Origin of the sequence: Campylobacter sp. RM12640 (genome assembly GCF_020137595.1) — a bacterium.
GTDB lineage: Bacteria > Campylobacterota > Campylobacteria > Campylobacterales > Campylobacteraceae > Campylobacter_E.
In genome coordinates, this window is record NZ_JACGAU010000014.1 from 26,295 (window position 1) to 47,331 (window position 21,037).

Annotated in this window: 20 protein-coding genes and 2 pseudogenes; 17 read left to right on the forward strand and 5 right to left on the reverse strand. The window is 27.2% G+C overall.

Annotation, left to right across the window (positions count from 1 at the left end; translation table 11 throughout):
• The first annotated feature begins 4 nt into the window (after positions 1 to 4).
• From AVBRAN12640_RS06510 to cetZ, 12 genes and pseudogenes are all read left to right on the forward strand, one after another.
• Entirely contained in the window at positions 5 to 979 is a 975-nt protein-coding gene (locus AVBRAN12640_RS06510) for a putative transporter (protein ID WP_214117998.1), read from the forward strand.
• A gap of 71 nt (positions 980 to 1,050) precedes the next feature.
• Positions 1,051 to 2,301: a coproporphyrinogen III oxidase family protein gene (locus AVBRAN12640_RS06515; protein ID WP_239802643.1), complete on the forward strand. Its 1,251-nt coding sequence runs from the start codon at positions 1,051 to 1,053 to the stop codon at positions 2,299 to 2,301.
• A complete protein-coding gene (locus tag AVBRAN12640_RS06520) occupies positions 2,301 to 3,059 on the forward strand; it encodes an AMIN domain-containing protein (RefSeq protein WP_336608762.1) in 759 nt (252 codons plus the stop codon). The genes AVBRAN12640_RS06515 and AVBRAN12640_RS06520 overlap by 1 nt, the downstream gene beginning before the upstream one ends.
• 11 nt (positions 3,060 to 3,070) lie before the next feature.
• Positions 3,071 to 4,183, forward strand: a complete 1,113-nt coding sequence (locus AVBRAN12640_RS06525; RefSeq protein WP_336608761.1) for an NAD(P)/FAD-dependent oxidoreductase — start codon at positions 3,071 to 3,073, stop codon at positions 4,181 to 4,183.
• Between the two features lie 152 nt (positions 4,184 to 4,335).
• On the forward strand, positions 4,336 to 5,595 hold the full coding sequence (locus AVBRAN12640_RS06530) for an aminoacyl-histidine dipeptidase (RefSeq protein ID WP_336608760.1): 1,260 nt from the start codon (positions 4,336 to 4,338) through the stop codon (positions 5,593 to 5,595).
• An 11-nt stretch (positions 5,596 to 5,606) separates the two neighbouring features.
• Positions 5,607 to 6,995, forward strand: coding sequence for a class II fumarate hydratase (fumC, locus tag AVBRAN12640_RS06535; RefSeq protein ID WP_214118005.1), 1,389 nt, complete (start codon positions 5,607 to 5,609; stop codon positions 6,993 to 6,995).
• The gene (gene tsaD / locus AVBRAN12640_RS06540) at positions 6,992 to 8,002 is read left to right on the forward strand and encodes a tRNA (adenosine(37)-N6)-threonylcarbamoyltransferase complex transferase subunit TsaD (RefSeq protein ID WP_214119851.1); all 1,011 of its coding nucleotides are present in this window, start codon (positions 6,992 to 6,994) and stop codon (positions 8,000 to 8,002) included. Before fumC ends, tsaD begins: the two co-directional genes overlap by 4 nt.
• Before the next feature lie 4 nt (positions 8,003 to 8,006).
• A complete protein-coding gene (locus AVBRAN12640_RS06545; RefSeq protein WP_214118015.1) occupies positions 8,007 to 8,441 on the forward strand; it encodes a DUF2147 domain-containing protein in 435 nt (144 codons plus the stop codon).
• Positions 8,441 to 9,172 (forward strand): 3'(2'),5'-bisphosphate nucleotidase CysQ, encoded by a 732-nt coding sequence (locus AVBRAN12640_RS06550; RefSeq protein WP_336607457.1) that lies wholly within the window; start codon positions 8,441 to 8,443, stop codon positions 9,170 to 9,172. Before AVBRAN12640_RS06545 ends, AVBRAN12640_RS06550 begins: the two co-directional genes overlap by 1 nt.
• 1 nt (position 9,173) lies before the next feature.
• Positions 9,174 to 11,120 (forward strand): HD domain-containing phosphohydrolase, encoded by a 1,947-nt coding sequence (locus AVBRAN12640_RS06555; RefSeq protein ID WP_214118019.1) that lies wholly within the window; start codon positions 9,174 to 9,176, stop codon positions 11,118 to 11,120.
• 142 nt (positions 11,121 to 11,262) lie between these two features.
• Positions 11,263 to 12,021: pseudogene (locus AVBRAN12640_RS10030) on the forward strand (PAS domain-containing protein); the annotation flags it as partial.
• 105 nt (positions 12,022 to 12,126) lie between these two features.
• Positions 12,127 to 12,555: pseudogene (gene cetZ / locus AVBRAN12640_RS10035) on the forward strand (energy taxis response protein CetZ); the annotation flags it as partial.
• A gap of 30 nt (positions 12,556 to 12,585) precedes the next feature.
• Here the strand turns inward: cetZ and AVBRAN12640_RS06565 are convergent.
• The gene (locus AVBRAN12640_RS06565; RefSeq protein WP_336608758.1) at positions 12,586 to 13,449 is read right to left on the reverse strand and encodes a LysR family transcriptional regulator; all 864 of its coding nucleotides are present in this window, start codon (positions 13,447 to 13,449) and stop codon (positions 12,586 to 12,588) included.
• 111 nt (positions 13,450 to 13,560) lie between these two features.
• Between AVBRAN12640_RS06565 and AVBRAN12640_RS06570 the strand changes: the two genes are divergently transcribed.
• From AVBRAN12640_RS06570 to AVBRAN12640_RS06580, 3 genes are read left to right on the forward strand one after another with little or no spacing between them, the layout of a single operon-like run.
• Positions 13,561 to 14,724: an iron-containing alcohol dehydrogenase gene (locus tag AVBRAN12640_RS06570; RefSeq protein WP_336608757.1), complete on the forward strand. Its 1,164-nt coding sequence runs from the start codon at positions 13,561 to 13,563 to the stop codon at positions 14,722 to 14,724.
• Entirely contained in the window at positions 14,690 to 15,136 is a 447-nt protein-coding gene (locus AVBRAN12640_RS06575; RefSeq protein WP_214118032.1) for a cyclophilin-like fold protein, read from the forward strand. Before AVBRAN12640_RS06570 ends, AVBRAN12640_RS06575 begins: the two co-directional genes overlap by 35 nt.
• A 2-nt stretch (positions 15,137 to 15,138) precedes the next feature.
• Positions 15,139 to 15,678 carry a DapH/DapD/GlmU-related protein gene (locus AVBRAN12640_RS06580; RefSeq protein ID WP_336608756.1) on the forward strand — a complete coding sequence of 180 codons (540 nt, stop codon included), beginning with the start codon at positions 15,139 to 15,141 and terminating at the stop codon, positions 15,676 to 15,678.
• Between the two features lie 8 nt (positions 15,679 to 15,686).
• On the opposite strand, the gene AVBRAN12640_RS06585 is transcribed toward AVBRAN12640_RS06580, so the two are convergent.
• Genes AVBRAN12640_RS06585 through tatB form a run of 4 tightly spaced genes read right to left on the reverse strand, consistent with a single transcriptional unit; the run spans position 15,687 to position 19,045 of the window.
• On the reverse strand, positions 15,687 to 16,829 hold the full coding sequence (locus AVBRAN12640_RS06585; RefSeq protein WP_336608755.1) for a hypothetical protein: 1,143 nt from the start codon (positions 16,827 to 16,829) through the stop codon (positions 15,687 to 15,689).
• Positions 16,830 to 16,838: 9 nt separating this feature from the next.
• A complete protein-coding gene (queA, locus tag AVBRAN12640_RS06590) occupies positions 16,839 to 17,852 on the reverse strand; it encodes a tRNA preQ1(34) S-adenosylmethionine ribosyltransferase-isomerase QueA (protein ID WP_336608754.1) in 1,014 nt (337 codons plus the stop codon).
• On the reverse strand, positions 17,845 to 18,609 hold the full coding sequence (gene tatC, locus AVBRAN12640_RS06595; protein ID WP_214118042.1) for a twin-arginine translocase subunit TatC: 765 nt from the start codon (positions 18,607 to 18,609) through the stop codon (positions 17,845 to 17,847). Before tatC ends, queA begins: the two co-directional genes overlap by 8 nt.
• Positions 18,602 to 19,045: a Sec-independent protein translocase protein TatB gene (tatB, locus tag AVBRAN12640_RS06600; RefSeq protein WP_214118044.1), complete on the reverse strand. Its 444-nt coding sequence runs from the start codon at positions 19,043 to 19,045 to the stop codon at positions 18,602 to 18,604. Before tatB ends, tatC begins: the two co-directional genes overlap by 8 nt.
• A gap of 157 nt (positions 19,046 to 19,202) precedes the next feature.
• Between tatB and AVBRAN12640_RS06605 the strand changes: the two genes are divergently transcribed.
• Positions 19,203 to 19,940: a hypothetical protein gene (locus tag AVBRAN12640_RS06605; protein ID WP_336608753.1), complete on the forward strand. Its 738-nt coding sequence runs from the start codon at positions 19,203 to 19,205 to the stop codon at positions 19,938 to 19,940.
• A 159-nt stretch (positions 19,941 to 20,099) separates the two neighbouring features.
• Entirely contained in the window at positions 20,100 to 21,035 is a 936-nt protein-coding gene (locus AVBRAN12640_RS06610) for a hypothetical protein (protein ID WP_336612977.1), read from the forward strand.
• The last annotated feature ends 2 nt before the right edge of the window (positions 21,036 to 21,037 follow it).

The following is a 21,037-nucleotide window of genomic DNA, read 5'->3' on the forward strand; positions in this document are numbered from 1 at the left end:
TTATATGTTTAGAGCATTTTATTTATCTAAAAAATGGTTTTTATGGTCTTGGGGCGGGAGTTTGCTTATTTTACTTGCAATTTTTTCTCAAACCTTACTTAATGTACAAATCAATAATTGGTATAAAGATTTTTATAATCTCTTACAAGCAGCACCACAAAATAGCACCTACGAGCAGTTTTTAAGTGGCTTGAGTGATTTTTTATTTATAGCTTTACCTTATATTTTAATAGCTACATTAACAGCGTTTTTTTCTAGGCATTTTGCTTTTGCTTGGAGAGAAGCTATTACATTTGCTTATCTTAAGGCTTGGCGTAAGAATAATGATTATATAGAAGGCTCATCACAGCGTATCCAAGAAGATATATATAGATTTGCAAAAATCGTTGAGAGCTTGGGTGTTGATATTATAAAGGCTTTTATGACCTTGATTGCTTTTTTGCCTATTTTATATACTTTAGGGGCTAATTTGGTTTTACCTATTTTTAATTTTCAATCAGGTTTAATTATGTGGGCTTTATTAACAAGCGTTGGTGGTCTTATTATATCTTGGTTTGTTGGAATTAAACTTCCTAATCTTGAATATAACAATCAAAAAGCCGAAGCTGCTTTTAGAAAAGAACTAGTTTATGCAGAAAATGATAGAACCAATCACGCATTACCAGAGCAAATGTTTGAGCTTTTTACAGGGCTTAAGTTTAATTACAAAAGATTGTTTTTGCACTATGGATATTTTGATGTTTGGCTATATTTATACGAGCAATTTATGGTGATTTTTGCTTATTTGATAGTAGGGCAAAATTTATTCTTAGGAATAATTGCCCTAGGTGTTTTAGTTCAAATCAATAATGCTTTTAGTAGTGTTCGCTCAAGTTTTAGTGTTCTTACTAAAAACTGGACAACTATTACAGAATTAAGAAGTATTCACAAGCGTTTAAAAGAATTTGAAGAGCATATTAATTTTAAAATTAATTCTTAATTTATGTTATTTTGAATTAATTTTATTTGTATAAACTAATGGCATTTTTTAATTTTTAATAAAGGTTATTAATGAATTTTTTACAAAATCAAGCTTTAAAATATACTTGCAATTTTCTTAACAAAGAGCTTAAGTCTAAGTTTAATTTTAAAAATGAAGTTAATTTAGAAAAATCTAAAGATGGTAAAAAGGTAATGTTATATATTCATGTTCCGTTTTGCCATACTTTTTGTCCTTATTGTAGCTTTCACAAATTTGCTTATGATGAAGAATTATGTAAAGAATATTTTAAAACTTTAAGAATTGAATTACAGCAATTTAAGGATTTAGGATACGATTTTAATACACTTTATGTTGGTGGCGGAACTACTTTAATCAATGAAGCAGAACTTATAAAAACACTTAGTTTATGTAAGGATTTATTTAGTATTGAAGAGATTTCTTGTGAGAGTGACCCAAATCATATAAAGCCTGAAGCTTTAAAAGACTTTAAAGGGCTTATTGATAGGCTTAGTTGTGGGGTGCAGAGTTTTGATGATGAAATTTTAAGAAAAGTTAATCGTTTAGAAAAGTTTGGAAATCAAAAAGAATTAGTAAAAAAATTAGAATTAGCTAATGGTATTTTGCCAACTTTTAGTATTGATTTGATTTTTAATTTTCCATCACAAACAAAACAAATGTTAATAAAAGATATTGAATTAGCTAAAAATATTGCTCCATCACAAATTACTTTATATCCACTGATGAAATCTAATCTTACTAAAGAAATAATTGCAGCTAAATTAGGCATAGATAAACAAGATAATGAATATGAATTTTATAAGATAATTTGCGAATACTTTAGTGATTATGAGCAAAATAACTCTTGGAGTTTTTCTAAGGATAGAACTAGTTTTAATGATGAATATGTAAGCACACATCACGAATACATTGGTGCTGGTAGTGGGGCTTTTTCTTTTACAAATAATAAGCTTTTAGTAAATGCTTTTAAATTAGATGATTATAAAGCTAAGGTTTTAGCTGGTAAAAATCAAAAATTAGCTCACATAGATTTTAGTCCTGAAGATAGAATTAATTATATTTTTCTAACAGAGTTTTTTAAGGATAATTTGAATATTAATAATTTTAATTCTAATTATAATTGTGATTTAGAAAAACACTTAGGGCTAAAACTAAAAGCAATGCAGACTATTGGAGCAATTAACATAAATAATGGTATTATTAATAATACTTTTTTTGGTAAATATCTAGCACTTACCTTGATGAAAGAATTTTATATAAATATGGATTTAGTAAGGGCTTATTTTAGAAAGGATTTATAATGAAAAAATATTTATTTTTACTAATAAGCTCAATGCTTTTTGCTAGAGAAAATCCATTTGTGCCTATTGTAAAAATCAATAATCCAAGTCCTATTGAAGAGATAAAGGAATTTAAAAAAACAGCTTTTAGTGTTCCAAGCGATGCTAGAATTTTAAATAAAATGAAACTTATTTATACAAATGTAGATGGGACATTGAAAGAATTTGAATTAGATATTAATGAAGCTCTTGATTGGCATAAAGTTTATATGCTACTTGACGCCCAAGAGCTTACAAACCAAGATAAAGAAGAAGCAAAAACTGAATTAAAAGAAGTTGATAAAATAAAACTTGCATTAAAAAATCAAGAAAATGCTAATGATGACAATTCTAATGTAGAGCAAAATACTACTAAAATTACTGAAGTTAAGAAAGAAGAAAACAAAGAAAATCAAATTAGTAAAACCACAGAATATACACCTTTATCATTAGACATATCAAATAATTTTAAAATAGTTATAGACAAAAAAAATATTTCAATTAAAACAAATAGCGAATTAATTAGGGAATTTAGTTTAAAAAAACCAAATAGAATTGTTATGGATTTTAAAATTAATCCAAGTTTAAAAAATAAATCATTTGAAATAAAAGCTAATTATTTTGATGAAATTTATACTGGAGTTCATAGAAATTTTTATCGTCTTGTAATAAAACTTGATGGTATATATAATTATAATATTGAAAAAAAATCTAAAGAATATTTAATTAAATTACAATAAAAAGGGGTGTTATGAAAAAAATAATTTTTTTAGGTGCTGGATATGCAAACTTATCTTTAATTAAAAGTCTAAGCAAGGAAGATTTAACAAAGGCTGAATTTTTACTAATTAATAATAATTCATATCATTATAAAACTACAGAATTACATAAAATTGCAGCAAATGAGAGTGAAAAAAATATCAAAATTCCTTTAAAAGATATAATTCCTAGTGAAATTGTAATTATTCAAGATAGTGCTATTAAAATTGAAGGAAATAAATTATATTGCAAAAATACTGATTATGATTTTGATGAGATTTATGTAGGTTTAGGTGCTAATAAAAATACTTTTGGTATAGAAGGGCTTGATGAAGCTTATGAAATCGGAACTTATGAAGACGCTTTAAAAACCAAAGAAATTATTTATTCTAATTTAGAAAAATCTGAAAGTATTTATAAAAATATTGTAATTTGTGGAGCTGGATTTAGTGGTGTTGAATTATGTGCTTCTATAGCTCAAGTTTGCAAAAGCAAAGGAATTGATGCAAAAATTAGCATAGTTGAAGCTATGGATGAGATTTTGCCTATGTATAACAAAGATTTAGCAAAAGTAGCAAGAAATTATCTTGAAAAATTAGGCGTAAAAGTTTTAACATCTCATAAAATTATTAAAAAAGTTGGGGATAGATTGTATTTAAACAATGAAGATACTTATATAGATTCAAAAAATATAATCTTTACAGCTGGTGTTAAGGGAAATGAAGTTATTAAAAATAGTGTATTTGAAAACAAAAATAATAGAATATTAGTTAATGAGTTTTTACAAGCGCCAAATTATTCAAATTGCTATATTTTAGGAGATTGTTCTTTAATTATGAATAATGATAGACCATTTGCTCCAACAGCTCAAATAGCTTGCAAGCAAGGTAATTATTTAGCAAGAAGTTTAAGTGCTAGGTTAAATAATGAAGAATTTAAAGAAACATTTATTTATAAAGACCAAGGAAGTGTTTGTTCTCTTAGTGAAAAATATGCCGTTGCAAGTATTCAAGGCAAAGATTTTAGTGGATTTTTAGCAAAAGTTCTTAAAAAAATCACAGAATTAAAATGGCAATATAAATTATTTGGATTTAAAGGTCTATAAATTTTTAATTCAAATTCTTTTTAGAATTTGAATTAAATTCTACAAAAACATTACGAATTTACACACTTTAAAATAAATTACAAAATTACACACAAATCTTACTCTTTATTAAACTTTAAAATCTAATGTTTGCTTAAAAATAAGGAGAAAGAATGGGAGTTTTAGAAAACTTTAAACAAATTGCAGCAATTCCGCATTGTAGTTTTGATGCAGTTAAATTAAAAGATTTTTTAATTAATTATGCAAAATCAAAAGGTTTTGAAGTATTAGTTGATAAGGCTGAAAATATTTTATGTAAAAAGGGAAATCCTAATATATGCTTGCAAAGTCATTATGATATGGTTTGTGTTGGAGATGCACCTAATATAAATATAATAGAAAGTGATGGATTTATTAAGGCAAATAATTCAACCTTAGGTGCTGATAATGGTATAGGAATTGCCATTATGATGGAAGCTATGAATGAGTTTAGCGACCTTGAATGTTTATTTACCGCTAATGAAGAAGTAGGGCTTATAGGTGCAAATAATTTAGAGCTAAAAATTAGTTCAAAACACTTATTAAATCTTGATAGCGAGTGTGTAGATAGAGTAATAATTGGTTGTGCGGCGAGTTTAATGATGAATGTAAATATTAAGCTAAATTATAAAAACCCTAGTAAAAAATATTTATATGAAGCTCATACTAAAGGCTATAAAGGCGGTCATAGTGGGATTGATATTATTAAAAACATTCCTAGTGCTATTAGTGATTTAGCTTTATTTTTATATAAAAACGATGCTGAATTAGTAAGCTTTAGTGGTGGGGAAAGAACTAATAGTATAAGTGTAAATGCTAAGGCTATTTTTTATAGTGACACTGAACTTAAATCTAGTGAAAATATTGAAATAATTAGGCTTGAGAGTAAAGGTGAAAAAGTAATTCAAGAAGATATTTTAAGTCTAATTGCTAGTTATAAACACGGAGTTTGGTCTTATTCAAGGGATTTAAATATAGTAAAAACTAGCGTAAATCTAGCAATTATTAGTCAAAATAATGATGAATTAAAGCTTGAATTATTTGCAAGAAGCGATAATTCAGCAGATTTAGATGAAGTCTTTTATAAAACCAAAGCACATTTTAATAATTACGAAGCAAAACTACTTGCTAAAGATGAGCCTTGGGAGCCTATACCAAATGATTTTACTTATGCAGTGCTTAATTCTTTACAAAAATATAATCCAAAAGCTAGTATGAGTAGTATTCACGCAGGACTTGAGTGCGGAGTGTTAAAAACTAAGCAAAATGAATTATTATGTGCTTCAATAGGTCCAAATATCTTAAGCCCACATAGTATTTATGAAAGATGTGAGATTAGCACAATAGATATTATTAAAAACACAACATTTGATTTAATTAAAAACTATAAATAAAAGGAGATAAAATGAGTTTTCGTATAGAACACGATACAATGGGTGAAGTTAAAGTTCCTGCAGATAAATTGTGGGCAGCACAAACACAAAGAAGTTTAGAGAATTTCAAAATCGGCACAGAAAAAATGCCTGTAGAATTAATCCACGCTTTTGCGCATCTTAAGAAGTCTTTAGCTTTAGTAAATAATGATTTAGGTAAATTAGACAATGTAAAAAAAGATGCAATTATTAAAGCTTGTGATGAGATTTTAGCTAATAAACATAATGATGAATTTCCACTTGCTATATGGCAAACAGGTTCAGGAACACAAACAAATATGAACCTAAATGAAGTTATAGCAAATCTTGCTACTAAACTTAGTGGAATGGATTTTACTAAAGAAAAAATAGTCCATCCAAACGACCATGTAAATATGAGCCAAAGTTCAAATGATACATTCCCAACTGCAATGCATATAGTTGCAGTTTTAGAAACTGAAAGGACTTTAATTCCTGCATTAGAAATTCTAGAAAAAACACTAGATAAAAAAGCAAAAGAATTTGAAAATATAATTAAAATCGGAAGAACTCACTTGCAAGATGCAACCCCACTTACTTTAGGTCAAGAATTCAGTGGATATGTATATATGTTGCAAAGCTCAAAAAGACATATTTTAAAAGCACTTGAAGATGTAAGAGAGCTAACAATTGGCGGAACAGCTGTTGGAACTGGAATTAATGCTCATCCAGAACTTAGTGAAAAAGTATCAGCAAAATTAAGCGAACTTTTAGGCACTAAATTTATAAGTAGCCCAAACAAATTCCATGGACTTACAAGCCACGATGCTTTAGTATTTTTACACGGAGCATTTAAAGCTCTTGCAGCAAATTTAATGAAAATAGCAAACGATATTAGATGGCTTGCAAGTGGTCCTAGATGTGGTTTAGGAGAGCTTAGTATTCCTGAAAATGAGCCAGGTAGCTCAATTATGCCAGGTAAAGTAAATCCTACTCAAAGTGAAGCTTTAACAATGCTTAGCGTTCAAGTAATGGGAAATGATGCGGCAATTGGTTTTGCAGCTTCTCAAGGTAATTTTGAGCTAAATGTATTTAAGCCTGTGATTATTTATAATTTCTTACAAAGTTTAAGATTATTAGCTGATGGTATGATTAGCTTTAATGATAATTGTGCTATAGGAATTACTCCAAATATTGATAAAATTACTCATAATTTAAATAATTCTTTAATGCTAGTAACTGCACTAAATCCACATATTGGCTATGAAAATGCAGCAAAAGTTGCAAAAAATGCTCACAAAAAAGGAATTAGTCTAAAAGAATCTTGCTTAGAATTAGGCTTAGTTAGTGAAGAAGATTTTGATAAATTTGTAGTTCCTGCAAATATGATTAAGCCAAAATGAGAGAATTACTTTTAGCAATAGAAAGTAGCTGCGATGATTCAAGCATCGCAGTTATTAATGTAAATACTTATGAATGTTTATTTTATGAAAAAATATCTCAAGATGAGCATAATGAATTTGGTGGAGTTGTGCCAGAACTTGCATCAAGGCTACATACTGAAGCTTTACCTAAAATATTAGCTAAAACCAAGCCTTTTTTAAACGAATTAAAGGCAATTGCAGTTACTAATGAGCCAGGATTATCAGTATCGCTTCAAAGCGGAGTTGCAATGGCTAAGGCTTTAAGTGTGGCTTTAAATATACCATTAATTGCGATAAATCATTTAAAAGGTCATATTTGTTCTTTATTTTTAGATAAAGAAATAATGAATGATTTTTTAGTTTTGCTTGTAAGTGGCGGTCATACTATGATACTTGAGATTACTAAAGAATATGATATAAATTTAATAGCAACTACAAGTGATGATAGTTTTGGAGAAAGTTTTGATAAAGTTGCAAAAATGCTAGGACTTGGTTATCCTGGTGGGGTATTTATTGAAGAATTAGCAAAAAATGAAAGCAATAATACTTATGAGTTTTCTTTACCAATCCCAAGTAAAAGTAGGCTTGAGTATTCATTTTCGGGTATTAAAAATCAAGTTAGATTAGCTATTAATGATTGTATAGCAAATAATACTTTAGATACTCAAAAAGCAAATATAGCAGCAGCATTTCAAAGAATTGCTTGTAAGCATATAATTAATAAATTAAACATAGTTTTGCATAATAAAAATTATAAAGCATTAGGCGTAGTTGGTGGTGCAAGTGCTAATTTATTGCTTAGGTCTAAATTAGATGAAATTTGTAAAAAAAACAATATGCAATTATTGTTAGCTCCACTTAAATATTGTTCTGATAATGCTTTAATGATAGCAAGAGCAGGGGTTATTGCATACAAAAATAAAGATTTTGTAAATATAAGTGATGATATAATAAACCCAAAATCAAAAAATTTTAAAAGGCTTTAATTTAATGAAAAAAATATTTTTATGTTTAGGATTATTAGGTAGTTTATTAGCTAAGGATTATGGTAATTATATAAGTATTGATGAAAATGGTAAAAAAACTGCTAGATGGCATATTTATGAAGAAAATAATGAATTATTTGGCAAAGTTGTTAAATTGTTTGAATATGGCGATGATGAACTTTGTAAATCTTGTGAAAAAACTTATGATTATTTTACTTATGCAGAAGATGCTAGAAAGATGAAAATAGTAGGTGCGCCATTGCTTTATAAATTAAAAAAAGATGGTGAAAATTCTTATAAAAGTGGTTATATAATTGACCCAGAAAGTGGTAAATTATATAGAGCAAATGCAACTTTTAAAGATGATAAATTAATTTTAAGAGGATATGTTGGATTTTCTTTAATAGGAAGAAGTCAGACTTGGATTAAGGAAAAATAATGCAAGAGTTATTAACTCTTGCTAAAAGAGCAGCAAGAATTGCTGGAGATGAAATAATTGATATAAAACACCCTTTAATTAATACAAAACCAGATGGAACTTTAGTTAGTTCAGCTGATTTAAAAGCTAATGAAATCATATTTGATATTTTAGGAAAAAGTAAAATTAATATATGTTCTGAAGAACAGATTTTAGATTATGAAAAAAGAAAAAAATCTTTATTTTGGCTAATTGACCCACTTGATGGCACTAATAACTATTTAAAAAATAGAAAAAATTTTTGCGTTTGTATTAGTTTGATTGAAAATACAAGACCAATTTTAGGTGTAATTTATGATGTTTGCAATAAGAATTTGTATTATTCAGCTAAAAATATGCCAGTTTATAAAAATCAAGAAATCCTAAATAAAGTTAAAAAAGAATCAAATAAAGCTTTAGTATCTTTAAGAAAAGAACAAGATATAAATAATAGTAAAATTCCATTTAGCTACGGATATTCAGCATTAAATATAGGCTCTGCATTAAAGTTTTGTGCTTTATTAGAAGGTGATGCTGATGTATATTTAAGATACGAAAGGCTCAATTCTTGGGATTTAGCTGCTGGGGATTTTTTAATAAATCAAAGTGGTGGATTAATGTTAGGGCTTGATAAACAAAAATTGAATTATAATACGCCCAATTTTTCTTGCAAACCTTTTATAGCGTTTTCAAGTGTATTTAATAAGGATTAATATGAATATTTTTAACACACATAGAATAGTTTTTGAAGGTTCTTCGGTTAGCAAATATTTAAGTGATAATTTAACTTGCATTCAATTTAGTTTAAATGGTGTAATTGATGCTGGATTTTTACCAAAACCAACTGATGATAATTTTATAAAGCATGTTTTTATTTCTCACACTCATTTAGACCATATTTGTGCTATTGCTTTATATGTTGATAATTATTTTTTAAAACTTCAAGATAGTATTTGTATATATGCTAGTAAAGAAAGTATAGATAATCTCAAAGAGCATTTTTTTAACAATAAAATTTGGCCTGATTTTGCAAAGATAAAATTGCCAAATGGAAGTCCTGCTATAGTTTATAAAGAAATTAATGTAGGAGATAAATTATTAATAGATGATATAACAATAGAGCCAGTTAAGAGCTATCACACTGAAGGTAGTTTTGGCTTTATTTTAAGCTATGATAAAGATAGTATATATTTTACTTCAGATACTTATTATCACGATGATATAGTGGAATTAATCAATAAAAGAACTGATATAAGACAAGTAATTGCTGATGTTAGTTTTGATTCAAGTTTAGAAAAACTAGCACAAGATTCAAAACACTTAACTCCAAAATTATTAAAAAAAATACAAGAGCAAGTAAGAGATGATGTGATTTTCCATGTATATCACATTAAATATTGCTTTAAAGATAAAATAGAAGAAGAATTAAGAGAATTTAATATCTTAAAAGATTATGGAATGATTATTAAAAATGGTTCATTTATGCAATTTAATACAAATTATCAAAGTGATATGATAAATGTATTGAAAAGACATAATTTAGACCAAGAACAAAAACTAGAAACCATACTTGAATGCTTTTCTCAAATTTCTAAAAACTCTGATTCTAAAGCCAACCTAAATACCTTAGGCGAAATGGTTAAACAAAACATTCAAGCTGATAGATGTAGTGTGTGGTTTATTGATAATGAAAGAAAAGAATATTATACCTTACACGCTGATGGAGTAGGTGAGATTAGAGTTCCTTTTGGTAAAGGAATAGTAGGTCGTGCAATTGAGACAAAAGAAGCTATTTTAGAAAATAATCCAAAAAGCAATCCGTATTTTGATAGCTCAAATGATGAGAGAACAAAATATAGCACTAAATCAATTTTAGCTATGCCTATTTTAAATAGTGAGCACGAAGTTATTGGGGTATTCCAAGCTTTAAATAAACTTACAGATATTAATAATAATTTTGATAAAGATGATTTAGATTATCTAAGAATTGCAGCTGATTATTCAGGTAAGATTTATGAAGGAATGAAATTCCAAGAAGATATTTTAAACGCTCAAAAAGATTTAATTTATTCAATAGCTGAAATGGTTGAGAGTAAGAGTGAAGAAACAGGAAATCATGTAAAAAGAGTAGGTAAAATAAGCGAAGCCATAGCAAGACAAATGGGATTAAGTGAAGAAGAAGTAACGCTAATTAGTTATGGTGCTCCAACTCACGATATTGGTAAGATTGGAATTCCTGATGCTATTTTAAATAAACCTGGAAGACTTGATGAAAAAGAATTTAAAACCATGCAAAAACACGCACAAATAGGCTATGAAATGTTGCATAGATTTAAAGGTAAAATTATGGAAGCAGCAGCAATCATCGCTCACGAACACCACGAAAAATATGCGGGTGGTGGCTATCCAATGGGTAAAAAAGGTGATGATATTCATATTTATGCAAGAATTGTTTCTTTAGCTGATGTTTTTGATGCGCTTGCAAGTGATAGATGCTATAAAAAAGCTTGGCCACTTGATGAAGTTTGCAAATATATTAGTGATAATTCAGGTTTTCAATTTGACCCTAAAGTGGTTGAAGCATTTTTTGCTTGCAAAGAAGAAATATTTGCAATAAAAGAAAAATATGTTGATAAATATATTGATGATAATTTAATGTGATTGTAATTTGTTGATTTTTTAGATTAATCCAAATTAATTTTTCATTGATTTGGATTAATTATTTGCTTTAATTTAAACTATTAATACTTTTTTAAATAAAATTATCTATAATCGCTCCTTTTTTAAAATTAGGAGTAGTTTAATGTTTTTTAAAAATAATAAAGAAATACAAGACAAGATTATTAACGAGTTAAAAGATAAAGAAGCTATTTTAAAAGCTATTTATAAAGAAATGGCGATTATAGAATTTGATACTAAAGGAAATATTGTTGATGCAAATGAGCATTTTTTAAAAGCTACAAAATATACACTATCAGAGATAAAAGGTAAGCATCATAGAATATTTTGTGATAAACATTATGTTAATTCAAGTGATTATTCAATCTTTTGGCAAGAATTATCAAGAAATATTCCGCAAAGTGGTCAGTTTAAAAGATTTGCAAAAGATGGTCAAGTAGTTTATTTAGAAGCAAATTATTTACCAATAGTAGATGAACAAAATCAAGTTTATAAAGTAATTAAGTTTGCTGCTGATGTTACAGAACACGAAAATGAATTGTTGGATTTAAAAAATACAATTAATGCGGCAAGTAAGTCTATGGCTTTAATTGAATTCACTCCAAACGGGGAAATACTTGATGCAAATGATAATTTTTTAAATACATTAAATTACAGAAAAAGCGAAATTATAGGCAAACATCATTCTATGTTTTGTGATAGTGAATATGTAAAAAGCAGTGATTATAGAAAATTTTGGGAAGATTTAAGAAGCGGACATTTTCAATCAGGTCAATTTATAAGATATACAAAAGATAATAATCCTGTATATTTAGAAGCAAGTTACAATCCTGTTTATAATGTTGAAGGTAAGGTTTATAAGGTAATTAAATTCGCAAGCGATGTTAGCGAGCAAGTAATAAGAGATTTGAATAAAAATAAAATCGTAAGCGAGTTAGCACAAAAAAATGATGAAAGCACAAATGAAGGTAGTAAAGTTATTGCTAAAACCGTGCAAAATGTCCAAGAAATAGCAGAAATTATGAATGAAAGTAGTGAATTGGTTAATTCATTAAATACTCAATCAGATGAGATTGTATCTGTTATTCAAACTATTAAAGATATTGCAGAGCAAACTAATTTATTAGCATTAAATGCTGCTATTGAAGCCGCTCGTGCTGGCGAGCATGGTCGTGGTTTTGCTGTGGTTGCTGATGAGGTTAGAAAACTTGCTGAAAGGACTGCAACATCAATTAATGAAATTACTTTAACAATTAATTCTATTAGAAATGTTAGTGCTAATGTTGTTGAGAGTATAAATAAAAGCATAGCTCAAGTAAATGATAGTGTTGTGTTAGCAAATACTGCAAATGAATGTATGAATAAAATCAAACAAAGTTCAGAAGAAGTAGCAAGAGCTATGGAAGAAAATAAATAAATATAATTTGAAATTCTTAGGAATTTCAAATTAGTTTTTTAAGTCTTTTTGCAATTCTTTTAAAAAAATTCTCGCAACATCACTTAATTTATCATCAATCCAAATTAACCTTAAATTAGAAGTAATTAATGGGTTTATAGGCTTAAAACATAAATCATCATTAGTGTTAATTAATTTATCAAGAGATAATGCGTATCCAATATCTTCTTTAACAAAAATTGCAGCATTGTATAATAAATCATAAGTAGCTACTATATTTAGCTTATCTTGATTTTGCCTTAAAACATTTGGCATTTCTTGCGTAAAACCTTGTCTTGATACTATAAGTGGCATTTGAAATAAATCATTTATGCTTATATCTTTTTGCTTAGCGTATTTTGAAGTATTTTTCATAATAATCCCCCAAGTATCACTATGATTTAAATCTAAATAACTAAAATTGCTAATATCAAATTCTTGAACCACAACGGCAAAGTCTATTAAAGAATTTTGTAATTTATTTACCACATTTTCATAGTTTCCACTAAATATATGAAACTTAATATTTTTATTTTGTAGCTTTTTAGCAGTTCTTGCTATTTTGACTATTCCAATTGATTCAGCACAGCCTATATAAACATCTCCACCATTAAAATCTTTTAAATTTTTAAATTCTTGCTTGGTTTTATCAACTAAATCTAAAATATCACAAGCTCTTTTATAAAGCATTTCTCCTTCTTTTGTGAGAATGATTTTATAATTTGTCCTAATAAAAAGTTTTTGCCCTAATTTTACTTCTAAATCTTTTAATTGTCTTGATAGATTTGGTTGAGAAAGATTTAATTTATTAGCTGCTTTAGTTATATTTTGTAATTTTGCAGATTCTATAAAATATTTTAAAACTCTAATTTCCATAATATTCCTTAGAAATAATTAATTTTTATAATTAATTATATATTATAAGTATTTGATATTTCTACTAAAAATAAATAAAATTATTTTACTTTTAAAACAAGGAGATTTTTTATGAATAATTTTATTTTTCACAATCCAACTAAGATTTATTTTACTGATGAAGTAGAGCAATCTTTAGAATTTGAATTAAGTAAATATGGTAAAAATATTGTTTTGGTTTATGGTTGCGGCTCGGTGCATAAAAATGGTATTTTTAACCAAATTGTAAAAATACTAGATAAATTAGGCAAAAATGTAGCATATATTGATGGTGTTATGCCAAATCCTACTTTAGAAAAATTAAACTCAGGTGTAAAGATAGCAAGAGAGCATAAAGCTGATTTTTTATTAGCTTTAGGTGGCGGTTCTGTTTGTGATTATACAAAAGCTTTAGCAGTTAGTATAAACTCAAGCGATGATTATTGGGATAGGTATTTTATAAATCAACTTGAGCCAAATTGTGATGTAGTTTCGCTAGGTTGTATTTTGACAATGTGTGGGACAGGCTCTGAAATGAATGGTGGTAGTGTAATTACAAATGAAAAAACTCATCAAAAAATAGGAAAAGTGTTTAATGATAAAAGAGTATTTCCTAAGTTTTCTATATTAAATCCTAAATACACTTTAAGTCTTAGCAAATATCAAATGATAAATGGAATTTATGATGCGTTTAATCATATTTTAGAGCAATATTTTTCAAAAGAAGATGATAATGTGAGCGATTATTTAGCAGAAGGGCTTATGCGTTCAATAATCTCATCAAGCAAAATTGCAAACAAAAATCCTAATGATTATAAGGCTAGAAGTGATATTATGTGGGCAAGTACTCTAGCATTAAATACTATGCTTCATTGTGGTAAAAATGGAGATTGGATGGTTCATATGATAGGTCAGGCAATTGGTGGCTTTACCAATGCAACGCACGGAGCTACTTTAAGTGCTATTAGTTTGGCGTATTATGAATATATAATGCCTTATAATATTGAGAAATTTAAAAGGTTTGCTATTAATGTCTGGGGTATAAAAGATAATAAAAGCGATGAAGAAATAGCTAAATTAGGACTATTTGCTATGAGAGATTGGATGAGTGAGCTAGGTCTTTGTATGAATATAAAAGATTTATCAGTAGATGAAAGCTTGATTGAAGATATTGCTAATAATGTATTCATTTTAAATGGTGGTTATAAGGAGCTTAATAAAGATGAAATTATTCATATACTTAAGAAAAGTTTTTAGCATTTTTATTGGTTTAGGAGCTTTTTGTATGTTAAATGGATTTAGCAATGATGAAATATATGTTGAAATAAATAATCAAGAATTAAGAATAAAATTAGAAAGTAATTCATCATCAACTGCTCTTTATGAAGTATTACAAAAGTCTGATTTGAATGTTTTAATGAATGATTATGGTGGGTTTGAAAAGGTAGGAAGAATTGATAAAAATCTTCCTACTAATGATAAATATTTTCAAGCTAAAGCACTTGATTTGATTTTATATAATGCTAATAATATAGTAATTTATTATGATAATAATTCTTGGAGTTTTACTAAATTAGGAACAATTTATGGCATTAGTAAAGATGAGTTAAAAAAGCTTTTAGGTAATGGCAAAATTAATGCTAGGTTTTATGTTAAAAATAAGGATTAATTATGATTAAGTATGTAAAAGCAAATTCTATTGAGTATAAACTTATGCTTAAACAAGCTAAGGAAGCTATGAAAATAACTTTTAAAATTAACAATACTTATAATGAGCCAGAAGAATTAAATAAATTATTTTCTCAATTAATTGGTAAAGAAGTAGATAAAAGTTTTACTTTATTTCCGCCTTTTAATACGGATTGTGGTAAAAATATTTCAGTAGGCAAAAATGTATTTATAAATAGCGGTTGTAAATTTCAAGACCAAGGAGGAATTTATATAGGAAATAATGTTTTAATAGGGCATAATGTAGTATTAGCTACTATAAATCATGATATAAATCCATTTAAACGCTCTGATATGGTATTAAAGCCAATAACAATAGAAGATAATGTTTGGATTGGGTCAAATGCCACAATACTTAGCGGAGTAAAAATTAAAAAAGGCTCAATAATAGCAGCTGGTGCGGTGGTTACTAAAGATGTTGAGGAATTTCAAATAGTAGCAGGAGTTCCAGCTAAATTAATTAAAACTATAAAATTAAGCTAATTAATAAATTAGCTTAATAATTTTTCTTGTTGAGTTTTTATGATATTTACAATTGAGCGAATATTATCAATTGTATATGGTAATGGTAGGAAATCTACTTCTTGAATAATCTTTTCAATATTAGGTGTTATTTTGTGGTTGTTTAATATGAGAATTAATTTAAAGCAATACTCATCTTGTGCTTTTACTAAACGATTTAAATCATATTCATTAAAAGTATTGATTAGATTTGCGTCTAATAAAACAGCTCTATAAGCGCAATTTACCCCATCTTCAATTTTCTCTAAAAGACCATTACTTGATTGGTTTTGAACGCAGTTAATTTCATAGCTTTCAAGATTTGCAGTGATTGTTTTTGATATATCAATATTGTTATGAACTATTAAAACACTTAATCTATCTTTTGGAGTTACATCTGGTAAATTATTTTCTTTATCATTGATTAGTATTGGGATACTAAGACAGATTGCGTGATTAATTCTTTCATTTGTATCCTTAAAGGCATAACTAGAACCATCAATTTTTTTCATATATCCACTAAATTTATGTAATTGTTCTGAAATAGATAGTTTTTTAGGATTAGTAAAGCTTTTAAATAATTCAGTTTTTTTATCATCAACAACACCACAAACTCCAATATCAACGCATAAAAGAGTTCTATTTTGCATATTATTAATAATTCCAATATCAATAAATATGGTTTCATTTTCTACATTTTGATTAATCAAATCAGCAGCAGCCCAAATAGCATTGATAATATTTGTATAATCTCCATAAAAATACCTATTTGGCATACATTTTTCATTGTTATCGTTTAGATATAGCATATCTTGTCTAACTAAAAATATGTTATTTTTAACACTAGCTTCGTAATTTAGCGTTTTGAAAAAATATAAAAACACTTCTTGTAAATCAAAATATAAAGATGATTTTTCAAAACTTTCACTTTCAAATTCTGCTTCATCGCTAACACTAAACATTTTTACTTTTTTAGTTTTTAATTTCATTTTTAGCTTGTAAATATAAGCTAATAATAAAACTATTAAGCCACCTAAAACTACAAATAAAAGTATTGTATCTTTATCAGAAAAATCTATTTTAGAATCTGCAAATAGATAGGTTGAGATTAAAATTAATAATAATTTTTTCATATTTTCCTTTCAAATAATAAGCATTGCATCGCCGTATGAGTAAAATTTATATTTATTTTTAATAGCTTCTTCGTAAAGTTTTAAAGTATTTTGCCTACCTATAAAACTAGCTACTAACATAATTAAAGTTGATTTTGGCAAATGAAAATTTGTTAATAAATAATTTTGTCTAATTGGCCTATTAGATGGGTTTAAAAACAAATCACATTCACCACTACTTTTTTTTGTCCTTGCATAATACTCTATTGTTCTTGTAGCAGTTGTGCCAACCCCTAAAATAGGTATATCGCTATTAATTAATTTTATTGCTTCATCGCTTAGATTAAAGTATTCGCTATGCATTTTATGTTCTTGTATGTTTTCACATTCTACACTAGCAAAAGTTCCTGCACCAACATGTAAAGTAATATAAGCACTTTTTTTATCTTTTAGACTATCTAAAACTCTATTCGTAAAATGCAATGACGCAGTAGGTGCTGCAACAGCTCCAATATTTTTAGCAAATACGCTTTGATAATTTATCTCATCATCTAAATTATCCATTCTTTTAAGATATGGTGGTAGTGGAATATGTCCGATTTTTTCGCTAATTTTTAAAACCTTATCGGTTTTTAAAACTTCATTGTTTTTATAAAATTTCACAATTCTAGTACCATCTGCGTTTAGCTTTAATATTTTTGCGTTTAAATTATCTTGAAAAATTAAAATATCATCTTCTTTAACTTTACCCCTAACTTGCACTAAAAACTCATCATTTGCTAGAATTTTATTTATAAATAATTCACATTTTGCACCACTAATTTTATTGCCATAAAATCTAGCTTTAAATACTTTAGTATCATTAAAAATCAAAGCACATTCAGGCAAAAAATTAGCTAATTCATAAAATACACTATGAGTAATTTTTCCACTATTTTTTTCATATACTAATAGTTTTGCACTATCAGCAGGATTTGCAGGGTATTTTGCTATTAATTCTTCTGGCAAATCATAATCATAAGAACTTAGTAAATTATCAAGCATTTTTATCTTCTAATAATTCTTTTTCATCATCTTCGCTATCTATATCAGGGTCAGCTGGATTTACTACTTTAGCAATATAAATTGAAATAGCATAAAGCCCAATTAAAGGAATTGCCATTAAAAATTGCGAAAATACATCAGGCGGGGTCATAATTGCTGCGAATATAAAAATAACTAATATAGCAACTCTAAAATTTCTAATAAGAGTTTTTTCAGTTACAAGACCAATTTTTGCTAAGAAAAATATAGCAACAGGTAATTCATATCCTAATCCAAATGCAATTACTAATTTTGTAAAAAAGCTCACATATTCAGAAATTGAAGGCATAGCCTTATATTCTCCACCGCTAAAATTGATTAAAAAATCAAAAGCAATAGGAACTACTAAATAATAGCAAAACGCCGCACCAATCAAAAACATAATAGTAGCGCTAAATACAAAAGGCACTACAAATCTTTTTTCATTCTCATATAAACCTGGTTCAACAAATTTCCAAGCTTGCCACAAAATTATAGGCAATGCTACAAGAAATGCTGCAAATAAAGAAACTTGCATAGCAGTGAAGAAATTCTCTTGTGGTTTATAAAATATAATTTCAGAGCCTTCAGGCAATACATTCATAAGTGGAACACAAATAAAATGTAGTATTGGTTTCCAAAATACAAAACATACAAAAAAAGCTAAAATCAAAGCAACTACACTAATAAATAATCTTTTTCTAAGTTCAACTAAATGTGGTTTTAATTCTTCAAACATTTTCGCTCTTTTCTTTTAAAAATTGTTCTCTTTTGCTAAGTTGCTTTTCTTCTGTATTTATATTTTTTTCTTCTGTAGAATTTGAATTTTGATTTGAGTTTTCTGTATTTTTTACACTATCAATAGTGCTATTTAAAGCATTTTGTGCGTCTTTTTCAAAATCACTTAAAGTATTTTTAATCTCATCAAATTCTTCAAAGCTTAGTTTTTTTCTGATACTATCATTTGCTTTTGTGATTTCTTCTTTATATTTTCTAGCTTCATCTTTTAATTCGCTAATATTGATTTCGTTTTCTATACTTGATTTAGCTTCGTTAATTTGTTTTTTAACAGCCTTTAATAATTTTGCGATTTCAACTATAGTGCCAGGTAGTTTTTCAGGTCCTAAAACCAAAACAGCAACTATTAAAATAATAACAATTTCCATAAAACTCATAATAAAACTCTTTTAGATAATTTTTTGCTGAATTTATCTAATTTTTTTTAATCGTTAGTTTAAATTAAGTTTTGCTACTTAATCTTTTTAAAGTTATATTTAGTTATATTTAATTAATATATTTACTAATTATTAAATTATTTTAAAGGGGTAAAATATGAAAATTAGTTCAAATAATTATAACTTACCATTACAAAAGCCAAATAATAATCAAGCATTAGTTCAAGGAAGACTTGAAAATAAAGAAAATGCAAAAAGATATGATGATTTTATTAAAATGTTTTACCCCGATACTCACGATAGCTTGGATTTTAATTACCCAACTAATAGCAATGAAGCAAAAATCCAAAGTATGGTTATTTATATGTTACTTGAACATCAAGATGCTTTATATGGCGATATGTATACGAATACAATTTATGAAAGAGCCTTTAGTTCTGAAGCAAATCAAGATGTGCAAAAAGATTTAAAAGATTTTTTAAAGGAGCATTCTGATAGCTTAGGAGATTATAAATGGAATCAAGATGTAATAATAGCAAAGCTATTTAATGCAAGAAATATTAGCGAAGATGAGTTCAAACAAAGGTATCTAGCAAGAATTGATGAGATAAAGCAAGGCAAAGAGCATGAAAGTATCCAAAATAGTGAAAATACAAAACCAAGTGATGAAATATCAACAATAAATAAAAATGATGAAAAAGCTGAAGATAAAAAAGACAAAACTGAAGATAAAAAACCTTACGAAGCCATAGAAATAAAAGGCTCTAGCACTCGTGAGAGTATGGAAGATATTTTAAGCAAACTTGATATTCAAAATATCAAAGATGAAAGAGATTTATTAGCTATTTTAATGGCGTATAAAGATAGCGAGAATTTATATGATAAAAGAGTTTAGAGTAAAGGAAATTTATAAAATTGTTAAAATGAATAAAGATTAATATTTTATATAGATAAGAATTAAAGCTAAAAATTTTATAAAAGAGTTTAGATATAAATAAATATCTATTAATATTTTTTTAAACCTACCGATATAGAAAAATAACGGGGGTTTAAAATGCAAATAACAAATAACAATTATATAAATTATCAAACAAATATTAAAAATCAAATTCCAACCACTCAAACTCCTAAAGATAATCTAAAAGAACAAGTTATGAATTTATTAAAAGATGTTCCACAAGATGAATGTGGAACTTATGAGCCAAATAATACGCAAAGAATACTTTTGAGTGTAAATAAATCTAAGTATCCAGAGCTTCACGCTATGCTTGAAAGCGAGTTTATGGAAGGTATGCTTTTTTATGGAATGAGTAAAAAAGAGCGAGAATACTGGATAGAAACGGGCAAGAGTGTCGGAGCTGAAGAAATGGTAAAAGTGATTAATTCTTTACACCCTGCATTTTTCAACGAAAACGATGACAAAAAGGCTCTTTCTAAGCTAGACGCTTTACAAATAAATACAAAAGCTAATAATATTTATAATCAAGCATTTATTAAAAACGATTTAAAACTTTTAGAGTTTTTAAAGCAAAACGAGATTGTGGGCGTTAGATTTGCTACTAATGATACAAATTTTGGAGATACTAGCGTGCCTGAGTTTTATCTAAGCAGATTTTCTCAAGGCAATATAAAGCTAGGAGATGTCTTTTGTGGGAGTGGTGGCTTTATGGATAGGCTTATGGATTTATTTGCTCTTGATGATTTAGATGAATTTAAAATCGGTTATTTGGCTTTAAAAATAGAAGTTGATTTATACAAAGAGCAAAATGGTTATGAAAAACATTTTGGAGAGAAATATTCACAAGAAAATTCCGAAAAAGATGAGAATATAAAAAGAAAACCCATAGAAGTAAAAGGCTCTAGCACTCGTGAAAGTATGGAAGAGATTTTAAGTAAGATTGACCCACGCAAAGTAAAAGATGAAAGAGATTTATTAGCTATTTTAATGGCATATAAAGATAGCAAGAATTTATATGATAAAAGAATTTAAAA

Excerpts from the sequence above, each read along its gene's own strand:
- AVBRAN12640_RS06510 (WP_214117998.1), top strand. The coding sequence starts at position 5 with ATGTTTAGAGCATTTTATTTATCTAAAAAATGGTTTTTATGGTCTTGG.
- AVBRAN12640_RS06575 (WP_214118032.1), top strand. The coding sequence starts at position 14,690 with ATGAAATTATTCATATACTTAAGAAAAGTTTTTAGCATTTTTATTGGT.
- queA (WP_336608754.1), bottom strand. The coding sequence starts at position 17,852 with ATGCTTGATAATTTACTAAGTTCTTATGATTATGATTTGCCAGAAGAA.
- AVBRAN12640_RS06515 (WP_239802643.1), top strand. The coding sequence starts at position 1,051 with ATGAATTTTTTACAAAATCAAGCTTTAAAATATACTTGCAATTTTCTT.
- AVBRAN12640_RS06565 (WP_336608758.1), bottom strand. The coding sequence starts at position 13,449 with ATGGAAATTAGAGTTTTAAAATATTTTATAGAATCTGCAAAATTACAA.
- AVBRAN12640_RS06555 (WP_214118019.1), top strand. The coding sequence starts at position 9,174 with ATGAATATTTTTAACACACATAGAATAGTTTTTGAAGGTTCTTCGGTT.
- AVBRAN12640_RS06570 (WP_336608757.1), top strand. The coding sequence starts at position 13,561 with ATGAATAATTTTATTTTTCACAATCCAACTAAGATTTATTTTACTGAT.
- tatC (WP_214118042.1), bottom strand. The coding sequence starts at position 18,609 with ATGTTTGAAGAATTAAAACCACATTTAGTTGAACTTAGAAAAAGATTA.
- AVBRAN12640_RS06580 (WP_336608756.1), top strand. The coding sequence starts at position 15,139 with ATGATTAAGTATGTAAAAGCAAATTCTATTGAGTATAAACTTATGCTT.
- tatB (WP_214118044.1), bottom strand. The coding sequence starts at position 19,045 with ATGAGTTTTATGGAAATTGTTATTATTTTAATAGTTGCTGTTTTGGTT.
- AVBRAN12640_RS06520 (WP_336608762.1), top strand. The coding sequence starts at position 2,301 with ATGAAAAAATATTTATTTTTACTAATAAGCTCAATGCTTTTTGCTAGA.
- fumC (WP_214118005.1), top strand. The coding sequence starts at position 5,607 with ATGAGTTTTCGTATAGAACACGATACAATGGGTGAAGTTAAAGTTCCT.
- AVBRAN12640_RS06585 (WP_336608755.1), bottom strand. The coding sequence starts at position 16,829 with ATGAAAAAATTATTATTAATTTTAATCTCAACCTATCTATTTGCAGAT.
- AVBRAN12640_RS06525 (WP_336608761.1), top strand. The coding sequence starts at position 3,071 with ATGAAAAAAATAATTTTTTTAGGTGCTGGATATGCAAACTTATCTTTA.
- tsaD (WP_214119851.1), top strand. The coding sequence starts at position 6,992 with ATGAGAGAATTACTTTTAGCAATAGAAAGTAGCTGCGATGATTCAAGC.
- AVBRAN12640_RS06610 (WP_336612977.1), top strand. The coding sequence starts at position 20,100 with ATGCAAATAACAAATAACAATTATATAAATTATCAAACAAATATTAAA.
- AVBRAN12640_RS06530 (WP_336608760.1), top strand. The coding sequence starts at position 4,336 with ATGGGAGTTTTAGAAAACTTTAAACAAATTGCAGCAATTCCGCATTGT.
- AVBRAN12640_RS06605 (WP_336608753.1), top strand. The coding sequence starts at position 19,203 with ATGAAAATTAGTTCAAATAATTATAACTTACCATTACAAAAGCCAAAT.
- AVBRAN12640_RS06545 (WP_214118015.1), top strand. The coding sequence starts at position 8,007 with ATGAAAAAAATATTTTTATGTTTAGGATTATTAGGTAGTTTATTAGCT.
- AVBRAN12640_RS06550 (WP_336607457.1), top strand. The coding sequence starts at position 8,441 with ATGCAAGAGTTATTAACTCTTGCTAAAAGAGCAGCAAGAATTGCTGGA.